Annotated in this window: 9 protein-coding genes; 3 read left to right on the top strand and 6 right to left on the bottom strand. The window is 63.1% G+C overall.

Going from position 1 to position 12539, the window contains the following annotated elements; all coding sequences use genetic code 11:
• Positions 1-28 precede the first annotated feature (28 nt).
• Positions 29-1447 carry a M20 family metallopeptidase gene (locus DES45_RS21930; RefSeq protein WP_114772612.1) on the top strand — a complete coding sequence of 473 codons (1419 nt, stop codon included), beginning with the start codon at positions 29-31 and terminating at the stop codon, positions 1445-1447.
• 591 nt (positions 1448-2038) lie between these two features.
• Here the strand turns inward: DES45_RS21930 and DES45_RS21925 are convergent.
• Complete coding sequence (locus DES45_RS21925; RefSeq protein WP_114772610.1) at positions 2039-2932, bottom strand: LysR family transcriptional regulator; 894 nt, start codon at positions 2930-2932, stop codon at positions 2039-2041.
• A 144-nt stretch (positions 2933-3076) separates the two neighbouring features.
• Here DES45_RS21925 and DES45_RS21920 point away from each other — a divergent pair, with 144 nt between their 5' ends.
• Together DES45_RS21920 and DES45_RS21915 are read left to right on the top strand one after the other, a co-directional pair.
• On the top strand, positions 3077-4024 hold the full coding sequence (locus tag DES45_RS21920) for an alpha/beta hydrolase (protein ID WP_114772608.1): 948 nt from the start codon (positions 3077-3079) through the stop codon (positions 4022-4024).
• Positions 4025-4141: 117 nt separating this feature from the next.
• Positions 4142-5110: an alpha/beta hydrolase gene (locus tag DES45_RS21915; RefSeq protein ID WP_114772606.1), complete on the top strand. Its 969-nt coding sequence runs from the start codon at positions 4142-4144 to the stop codon at positions 5108-5110.
• 390 nt (positions 5111-5500) lie between these two features.
• Here the strand turns inward: DES45_RS21915 and DES45_RS21910 are convergent, their stop codons facing one another.
• The 5 genes from DES45_RS21910 to DES45_RS21890 all read right to left on the bottom strand — a co-directional run bounded on the left by DES45_RS21910 (position 5501) and on the right by DES45_RS21890 (position 12517).
• Positions 5501-5743, bottom strand: a complete 243-nt coding sequence (locus DES45_RS21910; protein WP_114772604.1) for a rhodanese-like domain-containing protein — start codon at positions 5741-5743, stop codon at positions 5501-5503.
• Between the two features lie 41 nt (positions 5744-5784).
• A complete protein-coding gene (locus DES45_RS21905; protein ID WP_114772601.1) occupies positions 5785-7629 on the bottom strand; it encodes a LuxR C-terminal-related transcriptional regulator in 1845 nt (614 codons plus the stop codon).
• Between the two features lie 899 nt (positions 7630-8528).
• Positions 8529-10097 carry a DUF1254 domain-containing protein gene (locus DES45_RS21900; protein ID WP_114772599.1) on the bottom strand — a complete coding sequence of 523 codons (1569 nt, stop codon included), beginning with the start codon at positions 10095-10097 and terminating at the stop codon, positions 8529-8531.
• Between the two features lie 33 nt (positions 10098-10130).
• Positions 10131-11162, bottom strand: coding sequence for an HAD family hydrolase (locus tag DES45_RS21895; protein ID WP_114772597.1), 1032 nt, complete (start codon positions 11160-11162; stop codon positions 10131-10133).
• A gap of 44 nt (positions 11163-11206) precedes the next feature.
• Positions 11207-12517: a DUF1214 domain-containing protein gene (locus tag DES45_RS21890; RefSeq protein ID WP_114772595.1), complete on the bottom strand. Its 1311-nt coding sequence runs from the start codon at positions 12515-12517 to the stop codon at positions 11207-11209.
• Positions 12518-12539: the final 22 nt, after the last annotated feature.

Raw genomic sequence — 12539 nt, 5'->3', positions numbered from 1 at the left:
CCGTTCACGACCGATTCTGGAGCAAGAGATGAACGTCCGAAACGAGATCTGGCAGCATGTGGATGCTGCGAAGAGCCGCCTCATTGATCTGAGCGACCGCATCTGGGGGATGCCGGAGGTCTGCTACACCGAGGTGCGTTCGGCGGCCGAACATGCCGCGGAACTGCGCCACCAGGGCTTTCGCGTCACCGAGGGTGTCGCCGGCATTCCGACTGCGGTCATCGGCGAAGCCGGCGAAGGTGGCCCGGTCATCGCGTTTCTCGGCGAGTACGACGCGCTTCCGGGGCTCAGCCAGGAAGCCGGTGTGGCGGAGCATCGCCCCATCGAGCCCGGCGGCCATGGACATGGATGCGGGCATAACCTCCTCGGATCCGGCGCGATGCTCGCCGCCGTCGCGCTGAAGAACTGGCTTGCGGAGAAAGGCATCCCGGGCCGCGTCCGGTATTACGGCTGCCCGGCCGAGGAAGGTGGCGCGGCCAAGGCCTTCATGGTGCGCGCCGGCGCCTTCGACGACGCCGATATCGCGATCTCCTGGCATCCCTACAGCTTCTGGGAGGTCGCGCCGGCCCTTTCGCTCGCCAACACGCGCGCCGACTTCGCCTTCAGGGGCCGCGCCGCTCATGCGGCCGCTTCGCCCCATCTTGGGCGAAGCGCGCTCGATGCGGTCGAGTTGATGAATGTAGGCGTTAACTACATGCGCGAGCACATGCCGCCCGATGCGCGCGTGCATTACGCCCTGCTCGATACGGGTGGCATCGCGCCGAACGTGGTGCAGGCTTATGCCCGCGTGCGCTACTCGATCCGCGCCATGGATCTCCAGGGCATGCTCGACCTTGTCGAGCGCGTGCACAAGATCGCGCAGGGTGCCGCCCTCATGACGGAGACCAGCGTCGAGATGCGCATCGTCAGCGCCGTCTCGAACACGCTCGGGAACACGCCGCTCGAACATGCCCTGCATAATGCTATGGAGGAACTCGGAGCGCCGCCCTTCGACGACGCCGACCGCGACTTCGCCCGCAAGATCCGCGCCACCCTGTCGGAGCAGGAGATCGCATCCGTCTACAAGGCGATCGGCCAGCCGAAGACCGATGCTCCTCTCGCCGATTTCCTGACACCTCTCGACTCGCCGCGCAAGCCCATGATCGGCTCGACCGATATCGGCGACGTGAGCTGGGTGGTGCCCACCGTTCAGGCGCACGCGCCGACGGTTGCGATCGGTACGCCGTTCCACACCTGGCAGGTCGTAGCCCAGGGCAAGATGCCGGCGGCGCACAAGGCGATGGTGCATGTTGCCAAGGCCATGGCAGCCACAGGGATGGCCGCGATAACCGATCCATCCCTGATAATCGCTGCCAAGGCCGACCTCGCCCGGAGGACACAGGAAACCCCGTATGTGAGCCCACTTCGTGAGGGCGTCGAGCCACCCTTGGATATGTCGTGTATCTGATTGTAGCGCGGATGCCATATTAGCGGCGAATATTGCTCTCTACTTATTGAGGCAAATCTCGCACGACCGGAAGTCAAGGCCTTGAGCGTGGCATTTATACGTTCTCATGAACGTGAAACGCGGAAAGTAGGTAGGCTGTGTTTCCCGTATCAGACCGGAAAAAACTGAGCTCTGCTCCAGACGCTCTGCAGAAAAGCATTCAAGAGAGAACGCAATGACCTTTCCGTCTGATAGTTGATTCAACTATAGACTCGCTCGACCGTTGAACCCAGCAACACGGGCCAAAATGATCGACCTCAGCCCGTGCTGTCTTGGGTTTTGGTCCTACCACCGAATAGTGCGTTCACTTGCTCGGAACCAAGCTTTCTGGAAGTCCGCTCAGGGTCAACCTGAGCCATTAAGCTCTTGCCTATGAGGGTCAGCTCACGCCGCCAGTGCAGAAATTCGGCTAAGGTCCGCCCCGTGCCATGAGCTGACCTTATCGGGCTTCGACAAGGCTCCTAAACCTGTCATTCCGAAGGTGAATGGCGCGCCAGTCCCTTATGGAGCGGCATGGCTCAACGCTGGTGCCCACCAAAACCGGGTTCGGTGTCACTCCCGAAACCGCAGCGTCTCCACCAGAAGGGTGAACGCCGAAGAGGCATGGCGCCGGTGGGGATAATAGAGATGATAGCCCGGAAGGTCGGGAGTGGGGTTGCCCAGCACCCGCACCAGTCGACCCTCGTCCAGATGACCCTGAACCTGATCGAGCGGCAGATACGCAAGGCCGTGGCCGTCAAGGGCGGCATCGAGGATCAGGTCGATCGTATTGAGGATCAGCGGCCCATCGATCCGCACACGCGCCTCCCGGCCACCGCGCATCAGCCGCCAGCCATTGAGCGTGCCTGACGTGGGGAGCCGCAGATTGATCGCGCGATGATCGATTAGTTGCGCCGGCGAGGCCGGAACGGTGCGCGTACGAAAATAATCCGGAGAGCCGACGATCGCCATCGGAATATCCGGCCCAATCCGTACCGCGATCATGTCCTTGGCGATCTCTCCGCCCAGGCGAACACCAGCGTCATACCGATCAGCCACCACATCCGCCAGGCCATAATCGATGGTCATCTCCACCGTGATGTCCGGGTTGTCCGGCAGCAGGCGCTTCATGGCCGGAACGATGATGGTTTTGGCCGCGTGCTCGACCGTGGTCAGGCGGATGGTGCCGGACGGCCGGTCGCGCAGCTCGCCCAGTGAGGCAATCGCCGAGTCCAGATCGTGCAGCATGGGACCCAGCGTCGCGATCAGTCGCTCGCCTGCGTCCGTGGGAGCCACGCTTCGCGTCGTGCGCGAGAGCAGCCGCAAGCCCAGCCGTCCCTCGATCCGGCGGACGATCTGGCTGAGGGCGGACTGGGCCATGCCGAGCCGCGCGGCCGCCTTGGTGAAGCTGCGCTCTTCGGCAACCACGACAAAGGCGGCCAGATCGGCGATCTCGTCCCGTCGCATTTATCACCTGAATGATAGCCTCAAGCAGAATTACCTGCCTAATCGGCACAATCTTTCTGGCCTAAGTTAATCCCGTTCGCAAGGGGGGCTTTCCCCAAACAGCAGCGTCGAACCATGAGGCTCTCACCGGAAAGGAACTGGAAGATGGGAAAGATCAGCTTCGCCAATTCGAACAACAAGACGATCACCATGTCCGCGGTGATTAATTTCCCCGAAGGCTTCGACGAGAGCCGGACTTATCCCGCCATCGTGGTCTCGCATCCCGGCGGGGGCGTGAAGGAGCAGACCGCCGGCACCTATGCCAGGAAGCTCGCCGAGAAGGGGTTTGTCACCATCGCCTATGACGCTTCCTATCAGGGCGAGAGCACCGGCGAGCCACGCCAGCTCGAAAACCCCCATGTCCGCACGGAGGACGTCAGTGCGGTCATCGATTACCTGACCACCCTGCCGTTCGTCGACCGCGACCGCATCGGCGCGATGGGGATCTGCGCGGGCGCCGGCTACACCGCCAACGCCGCGATCCAGGACCGCCGCATCAAGGCGGTGGGCACGGTTAGCGCCGTCAACATTGGTTCGATGTTCCGCAACGGCTGGGAGAACAACGTCACGTCTATCGACGCTCTGCCTTACATTGAGGCTGGCTCGAACGCTCGCACCTCCGACGCCAGCGGCGCCGATATCGGCACCATGCCGCTCGCGCCGCTCAAGGAGGAGGATGCCCCGAACGAGGAACTCCGCCAAGCTTGGGAATACTACCATACGCCCCGCGCCGAACACGCCACCGCGCCCGGCTTTGCGACGCTGCGCAGCCTGAACCAGATCATCACCTATGACGCTTACCACATGGCGGACGTCTACCTGACTCAGCCGTTGCAGATCGTCGCCGGAAGCGTGGCGGGCAGCAAGTGGATGAGCGACGACCTGTTCGATCGCGCCGCCAGCAAGGACAAGTCCTTCCATATCGTCGAGGGTGCCAACCACATGGAGCTTTATGACGGCCAGCAGTTCGTCAACGAGGCGGTGTCGGTGCTCGCTCCGTTCTTCCAGCAGAAGCTGAACGGCGCCGAACCTGCAAGGGTCGCTGCGGAATAAGGGCGGACTTCCGAAGACGACGCAGATGGCCGGGCTGCCCCGCACCGAGGCGGCTCGTGAATGGGCCAGCGCCCGAGCGGTTTGGTCAGCCCGGCAGGAGCAAACGGAGAAGCTTTCATGAAATCCGTCCACATCCAGAATCCCGACATGACCTGGCACATCGCGGCGAACATCCTGTTCCCGCCGGGCTTCGACGAGGCCCAGAAATACCCGACCATCGTCAGCGTCCATCCCTTCGGGAGCTGTAAGGAGCAGACCTCGGGCAAAGTCTACGGCAAGGCCCTCGCCGAGCAGGGCTTCGTCATCATCGTCTATGATGCCAGCTTCCAGGGTGAATCCGGAGGCTCGCCGCGCTGGATCGAGGACCCGACGCAGCGGGTCGAGGACGTCAGCCGCGTGATCGACTATGCGGTGACGCTTCCTTATGTCGATGAGCATCGCATCGGCGTGCTTGGCGTCTGCGGCGGGGGTGGGTACGCGATCAACGCGACGCTCACCGAAAAGCGCATCAAGGCCGTCGTCAGCATCACCGGCGTGAATATCGGCCGCCTGTTTCGCGAGGGCTTCAGCAACTATGACCCGCTGGGCGCGCTCGATGCGATGGCCGCGCAGCGCACGGCCGAGGCGCGCGGCGGCGAGCTCCAGGTCAATGAACTGCTGCCCGCCAGCCCGGAAGTCGCCAGAGAGAACAAGTTGACCGAGCGTGACGTCTTCGAGGCGACGGATTACTACAAGACGCCACGTGGTCAGAAGCCCGGCGGGGCGACCCGGATGCTGTTCTCGCATGCGCAGAAGACGCTTGCCTGGGACGCGTTCGCCTTTGCCGAGACCCTGCTCACGCAGCCCGTCATGGTTGTGGTCGGTCAGAAGGTGGGAGCCTTTGGGGCATACCGTGACGGCATGGAGATCCATGGCCGTGCCACCGCTTCGAAGGACCGCCAGTTGGTCGAGCTGGAGGACTGTTCGCACTATGACCTCTACGACAAGACCGAGCCGGTTGGCATGGCACTCGAGAAACTGGTTCCGTTCTTCAGGAAGCACTTGAACGGTCCGGTCGCCGCACGCCAGGCGGAAGCAGCCGAGTAGGCATCTCTAAGCGTGGAAGCCGGCGGTGACTGGTCGCCGTCGGCTATTCCAGGCGCTGTATGAGGATCCGAGGAAATGAGGAAGGAGCTCACCCTCGGCGCTGGCGGGCAAACCGCCCGCCAGGCCGTCGGTATACTGGCCGACAATGACTCGCGTTATTCATCAACGTCTACAGCCTTGCTTCCTATGCTGAGACTTGCGGAGCGCCAAGAGCAGAAAGCCGCGACAGAGCGCCGGATAGTCGGCTCTGGGTCAATCTGGTTCGTTCGACGTTGCCTTATGAAGGTCCGCTTACCCAGTGACTGCGGAAGTTCGGCTTTCGTCTGCCTCGCGCCAAGACCTGACCTTAGCGCAAAAATTTCGTGGAAGGGCGCTCATCGAATTTGACGATTAAGCTGCCATGACAAGGCCGCGGCTATAGCAACCTGCCGCCCCTAAAGACAATGGTGCACCCAAGTTGTTGGCCAGCTTCAGATCCGCCTGAGAACCCGCGTAGAAGCTGACGTTGTGAAACGCGTTCCTGGCAATCTCCTCGGCCACTTCGCGCGCCTGCCCTGAATCCGCCCCGAACACCACGATGCAGGTGTTGTGGTCCTCTATTGGGAGCCGTCCGTTATCCTCGGCCTTGGACACCTCCGCCTTGGGCAGATGGCGAGCGCCAGTCAGAGGCTTAATCAGGATCCGCTATCCTGCGGCTTTACGTGCAATCCCGCGGCAAGCGCCATCCGTACCAACTCCGGCAGGTTGTTTGCCCCCAGGCGCTCCATGATCCGGGCGCGATGCGCCTCCACTGTGCGTGGACTGATGCCGAGATCGCGGGCAATGGTCTTGTTGGTGCCGCCCGCCAGCAGCCGATCCAGCACCTCCCGCTCCCGGACAGACAACAGGGCAACCTGGGCTCGGATGTGTTCAGCAGTCTGATCCCGCTCCGCCACATCCCGGATTGAAGCCAATGCCGACGCAACAGCCTCCAGGAGCTGTTCCGGACGGCAGGAGGTCTCCAGAAAGTCCACCGCTCCGGCTTTCATCGCATCGACTCCGACTGATATGATACCGTGCGCCTCTCCCAGCACAACGACCGGCAGGCCCGCCCGGCGTCCCTTCAGTTCTTTCGGGATCCTCATCCCGCCGGCCTCGGGGGCTCGCGCGTCGAGCACCACGCACCCAGCGACGAGGACCGGCGCCACGTCAAGGAAGGCCTGCGCTGAGACAAACGCCTTCACCTGATAGCCTGCCTCCTGCAGCCGCAGCGACAGCTCCTGCCGTGAAGCCTCGTTGCCGTCTACGACGTACACCATGGACCCGTCATGCTGCGTTACATCGCGAGCGATGCCACCGATCCGCTGGATGGCCCCACACCCATCCAGGATGGGGAACACAGTGGCATGGATGTAGCGCATGCCGCCGTCAGGGCGCACGATCCGATACTCGTGGGTGATGGTCTCGCCTTGGAGAACGCCTCGAAAGACCTGGGTGGTGCGCTCGCGGTCGTCCGGATGGACGGATTCCTCCCATTGGATGCGGCTCCTAATGGTTTCAAGCGGCCGCCCCCAGACCCGCTCATAGGCGGGGCTGATATACTCGAAACCGCGGGTGTTGGCGTCCACGACCCAAAGCACATCAGTCGCATGCTCGGCAAACTGCCGGAAGAGCTGCTCACTGTTCCGCAGCGCGGTTTCGGCCCGGGCCCGCAGCACTGATGTCCAGGTGCGCTCGGCCACTTCCTGCACCAGCGCCACTTCGTCTTCCCGCCAGTGGCGTGGCTGTGTCTGATGGACGTAGAAAAATGCCACGAACCGGCCATTTCGGATGAGCGGCGCTATGATGCTGGCACGCTTGCCGGTCCGGAGGAATTCACCCGCGATGGCTTCCTCCGCCGTGAGCGGATCGGCCAGAATGTCATCGATGCGAACCGTGCGCCCTGCGTTCAGCTCACTCTTGATCAGCGTACCAAAGTCGCTACTACGGTATTCACCGGCACAGCTCGGGATGGCGGAATCCGTCCAGTCGCGCTCAACCACGAGCGTCTCGCCATTCTCGCTGACCATCCCGTACCCGGCGCGGCTCGCCCGCAAATGCCGCCCCAGCTGCTCTGCAGTCGTGGCCATGACCTCCCGCGCCTCAGCGATCCCGCGCAAGCGCGTGCTGAGATCCACCAGAAAGCGGAGGCGCTGCTCGGTGAGCACCCGCTCGGTGGTCTCCTGCAGGATGATGAGCACGCCGCCGACCGTGCCGGTCTCGGCCATGACGGGGCTGAACGAAGCCGTCCACCACGTCTGTTCGGGATAACCTTTGCGCTGCACGATATCGACGGGCACGTCCTGAAGGTAGGTCGCCTCGCCCCGAAGCGCCTGCTTGATTGTCGGACCGACCACGTCCCAGATCTCAGCCCAAGCCTGTTGCAGTGGTTGTCCGAGCGCCTCCGGGCGAATGCCACGCAGGGGCAGGCTAGCGTCATTGTAGAAGGTGATCAGCTCCGGTCCCCAGACGAGATAAGTGGGGAACTTGGATCGCAGCATGTTGCTGAGGGTAACCTGTAGGGATGACGGCCAAGTCTCAGGCGGCCCGAGCGGGGAAGTGGACCAATCGTACGCCTGGATTCGGGCACTTATCGTGCCACCCTGTGCGAGAAACTGTGTTGTATTCAAGCTGCCGAACCTCCCCAAGCGCAGTTGAGACCAACAGCCCAATATTGGCCAGATTGCGCCGTATGGCTTTTCTGAGGGATCGTCGCTTATCTGTGAACAGAGGACCACCCGCTGCAGCTGGTGAATGCGCGGCGCGATCTTATTCCTATAAATGGAAGGTGAATCTTCGATTCAAGTTAGTCTGTCGCATCGAGCTAGAGGCGAGCGCGGCAGCTGGCGGGAAAGACGCGCCTTATGATTCTCGTGGTGCTATCGCACATTGGCGCATGCTGATTCGAAAGGCGCGCGCCTCCACAACACGGCTTCCACGCTGATTTTCTCTCAGCAGAGGCGCCAATCATCTTTCGCCCGTTGTTACCCCTCCTGTTACCCAGGTGGGAAAATTGACGGAATGCAGACGCAAAAGATCCCGATAAGCAATTGATTTTGTTGGCGACCCCGGCAGGGCTCGAACCTGCGACCTACTGCTTAGAAGAAACTAACTCAGTCGGTAACCCTTTGATTCATAAGGATAGCGGTTCCCAATCCCGAAGCGCGAATGGGAAGTAACGTGTCGGAAGAGCCAGGGGTTTGGGAACCGCACACCCTGCGACTTGAGATGTCTCCTACGGCGCCGGAACGGCCATCCCTACCCGACCGCCAGGATGTCTCCTGCGGGTCAGGAACCAAGATTCCCTGCAATTTGCGAACGTCCGCTTCAATGAGGATTGCTGCCTTCGAGCTTACGTCTCAGGCGTGCCACAACCTGACGTTCCGAACACGATCAATCATCACGCCGCCCGGTGCACCGCTGGCGGCGTCCATGAGCCGTCGAGGATCGCGGTCTTCGGCCAATAGGCGCGCATGTAAAGCGTGAAGTCGGCCCCATTCGGCGCAGGCAACCAGTTGCCGCGCTGCGCTTCCGGTGGCGGTTCGGCCTGCACATAGATCGTGAGCGAGCCATCCGGGTTGGGGCGCAGCGACTTGTTCTTGGTGCCCAGCGAGTAGCGCTTGATCTCGTTCGGCACGAAGAAGTGGTGCTCGTCATACAGCGTCAGCGACCAGAACCCGTCCACCGGTGGCGTCTGGTCCTTTGCGAAGGTCACCGCGTAGCGGTTGGCGCCGTTGAGACGGGCGCCGGAGGCGTCGAGATCCTGGTAGTAGTACTTTGTCTCGTTGGGCGCGTTGACCAGGATGTTTGACTTCGCGACGGCTGTCCTTGTGAAGTAGTCGGTGCCGAAGGCGGCGCTGTTCGAGATCGAGCTCCAGTGGTAGGGAAGCTGCTCACCCCAGTTGCGGAATTGCAGCAGCGGGCCGACGAGGTCCACGTCCGTCTTCTTTGCCTCGTCGGTCATCGCCTGCTTGAGCGCGGGATCCTTCTGAGCTGCCGCGATGACGGCCAGGACCTGAGCGTAGCGCGCCTCCTCACCCGGCAGCGGCGGCGCATCCGTCAGGACCTGCGGCAACTGGTCGAAGAAGGTCTCCGGGAACACCCAGCGGGTCTCGCCCTCGCCGCTGTCGCCCGTGGACGAGCCGAGCCGTGGGAGTTGGCGCCAGTCGTGCTGCTTCATCGTCCCGTCGAACTGCGCCAGCGGATAGACGTCGATGCCAGCGATGAGAGCCTGCACCGCCTGCCGGTCCTCCGCCGTGTCGTCCTGGAACACGCGCGGCACGACGAAGGCTGTTCCGGTCTGGGCCTGGAACACCTTGGTGATGCCGCGGGGTGTCTCGCCCTGCCAGTCGGCTCGCGCCAGCAGGTAAAAGCCAGGCTGCGTGCCGTACATTGACCCGAGTTCGACAAACCCGTCCGTGCGCAGGTCCACCACCTGGTAGACCCAGAACCGCCCGCGGAAGTCCGGCACCTGCACCACCACAGGAGTCTCGTCGAGGGCCGCAACGGCAGCGCCGTAGACCACGTCCTGGTTCGGGCAGGCGACCCAGCGCTGCTCGGGCTCGATGTAGTCGTGCAGCATGGACAGGGTGTTGAGCGGCGCGAAGGGCAGCACGCCGTTCATGAGGCCGACCTGCGGCGCGTGCTTGAAGGCGAGACGGCGATTGTAGATGTTCACCAATGGCCAGGCCCAGAAGTAGGCGTCCCGGGCGACCATCCTGGCATAGGGCTCGGTGATCCTGACGCTGACGTCGGGGCCCGACGGCATGGCCTGCGCCCAGTTTGGGGACGGCGGCAGCGGTTGTGGGTTGAGCTCCGCCGCCTGTACAAGCCGTGCCGATGCACCGAGGCCGAGCGTGGACGCAACAGCCACCGCAGGGCCGGCCAGCAGGACGTTGCGGCGGCTGAGCGAAGGACGCGCCGGGTCGCCGCCTGCCACGGATGTATCCTTGCTGAGTGTATGGGTCATGACCTGCTCCTTGATCCTTCTCGCGACCGGTCCTCAGGGCCCGACGATGGTCTTCCAGTCCTGCTTGATGCTGACAACTTGGAAGCCGTATGTCTGTGCGACCTTCAGCGAGTAGTCGTCCGACTCCTCGTAGGCGTACTCGCGCTCGCCATCGTCATGATCGATGAGAAGGTGGAAGCTCGGGCCTTGGCGATCCTTCGACCAGCGCATCATCGCGATATCCCCGCGCCCACCCTCGTTGCCGGCGACGAAAACCGGACGCGTGCCAAGTGCAAGGTTGATGGCAACAGGCTTGCCGGCGCCGTCGTTCAGATGGCCGATGCGTCCATCGAAGACGAGCACCGTCCTGCCGTCCCGCTCCTCCAGCTTTGTCGTGACATGGCTGCCGATCACCCGTTCCGGTGGGATGCCGAACATCTGCTCTGAAAGCGCCCGTGTGATCAGGACCGGGCTGCCGCTGCAAATCCAGTTCCGGAAGCCGTGGGCCTCGAGATCGGCGAGCAGCTCGCGCATCGGCTGGTAGACGGCCTTGGCGTAAGTCAAGCCGAACTTCGGATGGGACGCCTGCGCCGTCAGCGGCCCGACGTTCCGGACGATGTCCTTGGTGGTCCGGCCGTCGGTCGCCGCCGCGATCAGGTCGTTGATGCCCTGCTCGCCGGCGGCATGCAGCGCGGCATCATCGCCCTTGAGCAGCGCCGCGACCGCGGGTGGGTCGCCGAGCAGCGGGTTCCTGGCGACGGCTTCCTTGATGTCGGCGAGCACCGGAACGAGCGCGATGGGAATCGGCCGTTCCGGCACGAGCGTGCCGTCCATGTCGAAGACGGCGACCCGCTCCTTCTCGGGCACGAAATCCGGTCCGTCCGATTGGGTGGCCCTCGCGACGAAGGCCACGATGGCCTGCTTGGTCGGCGAGTCGTTCCACGAGGGCAGCGGGTCGGCCTGCGCGAGAGCATTGGCCGTGAGGAGCAGGATCGCGAGGAACCCGCCGAGTCCTGCCCGCGAGGCCGACTGGATCACGGGATTGCACGGGGGCCAGCGGACCTGCCATGGCTGGTGGATCGTCACGGTTTGCCTCCCGTCGATGGCTGCATCACCTCTCCCTGCCCGGGTCAGTTCATCCGCCGCAGTGCCGGTGGGTAGTAGGTGCCGTTCGCGACCCCCTCAGTCGGGCCGTAGTAGCGGAAGGTCAGGCGGTACACCGTGCCTTTCGGTGTCGGCAGCCAGTTGCCGTCCGGCGCGTCCGACGGCTTCTGGTCCGCGAAATACAGCGTCAACGAACCATCCGCGTTGTACTCGGGCTTGGTCTCGCGATTCAGCAGATACCGATTCCTCGGGTTCGGCAGCACGCGAAAGCGTGTGCTGTCGACGGCGATGACCGACCAGAAGTAATTGGCAAACCTGGACGGCAACTCGTCCTTCGGAAAGGTCAGCGTGTAGACATTGTCGCCGTTGAGCTCGGCGCCCGTGGAGTCGTTGCCGCCTCGGTAGTAAAGGACTTCCGGTTTGACGTTGGCCCAGATGCCGCGATAGTTCACGAGAGTCCGGGTGAGATAGTCGATCCCGTATTCACCCACCACGCCTGGCCGTGCCCAACCGTTCTGGACTGTCCCGTGCCCGATGCGGGTGCCGGCCTTCGCGATCTCGGCAAAGGCCTGTTCGCGGATCACCTGGTCGATCCGGCCGCGCTCGGGCTGTTCCTTCGCGGCCCTTGCAATGGCGCGGGTCCTCTCCTGCATGGCCTCAAGGCCGGGATTGATGTCCGGCTCGCTGTCGAGTGCCGCCTCGGCGGCATCGAAGGCCTCGACGCCGGGGAACTGCTCGAGTTCGAAGATCGGTGTCCTCGGGATGTCGGGCAGCGCAGGATTGCCGGTGGCCCTGAGCGTGAATTGGTGCTGCAAGGCGACCGCCTTGTCCCAGTCGTCGCCCAACTCGACCCGTGACAGGATCCGTGAATGCTTCACCGGCAGGTCGATGCGCACCACCTCGGTCGGTAGAGTGGCCTTCGCTCCCCTCAGACACAACGCGAATTCGCCGGAGGGGCGATTGGGAAAGACGCGCTCATTGATGTTGGCCAGCGTCTCGCCCCAGCCATTCAGAACCTGCACGGTATAGTAGCGTCCCTCGACCTTTGGTACGGTGACGATCGTGCAACTTTCCTCATCCACGGCGACCCAGGCTTCGGAATAGGCGACGTCAAGGTTCGGGTTGGGCCAGTCCACGGCTCCGGGTTTGCGGTGCCGGAGCTCATTCCACTTGAAGCCCTCCTGGAAGTCGAGCTGCTGCTGGCGCGTCACCATCAGGCGGCCGAGCAGATAGATGTAGGCGTTGCTGATGTCCTGGTCGGAGATGGGTGCTGGCTGCGCCCGCACGGGTGCCGCGAACGCGATGGCAGCGAGGGTTGCAAGGATCATCACTTTCATTGTCTTCTCCCGTGTGCCGCGA

Source organism: Microvirga subterranea, assembly GCF_003350535.1.
Classification (GTDB): Bacteria; Pseudomonadota; Alphaproteobacteria; order Rhizobiales; family Beijerinckiaceae; genus Microvirga; species Microvirga subterranea.
The sequence above is the reverse complement of the archived record's forward strand: the minus strand, read 5'-3'. Positions and strand labels throughout refer to the sequence as shown.

What these genes read in the sequence shown, in the direction of transcription:
- DES45_RS21905 (WP_114772601.1), bottom strand. Translation starts at nt 7,629, where the DNA reads ATGCTGCGATCCAAGTTCCCCACTTATCTCGTCTGGGGACCGGAGCTG.
- DES45_RS21930 (WP_114772612.1), top strand. Translation starts at nt 29, where the DNA reads ATGAACGTCCGAAACGAGATCTGGCAGCATGTGGATGCTGCGAAGAGC.
- DES45_RS21915 (WP_114772606.1), top strand. Translation starts at nt 4,142, where the DNA reads ATGAAATCCGTCCACATCCAGAATCCCGACATGACCTGGCACATCGCG.
- DES45_RS21920 (WP_114772608.1), top strand. Translation starts at nt 3,077, where the DNA reads ATGGGAAAGATCAGCTTCGCCAATTCGAACAACAAGACGATCACCATG.
- DES45_RS21900 (WP_114772599.1), bottom strand. Translation starts at nt 10,097, where the DNA reads ATGACCCATACACTCAGCAAGGATACATCCGTGGCAGGCGGCGACCCG.
- DES45_RS21890 (WP_114772595.1), bottom strand. Translation starts at nt 12,517, where the DNA reads ATGAAAGTGATGATCCTTGCAACCCTCGCTGCCATCGCGTTCGCGGCA.
- DES45_RS21925 (WP_114772610.1), bottom strand. Translation starts at nt 2,932, where the DNA reads ATGCGACGGGACGAGATCGCCGATCTGGCCGCCTTTGTCGTGGTTGCC.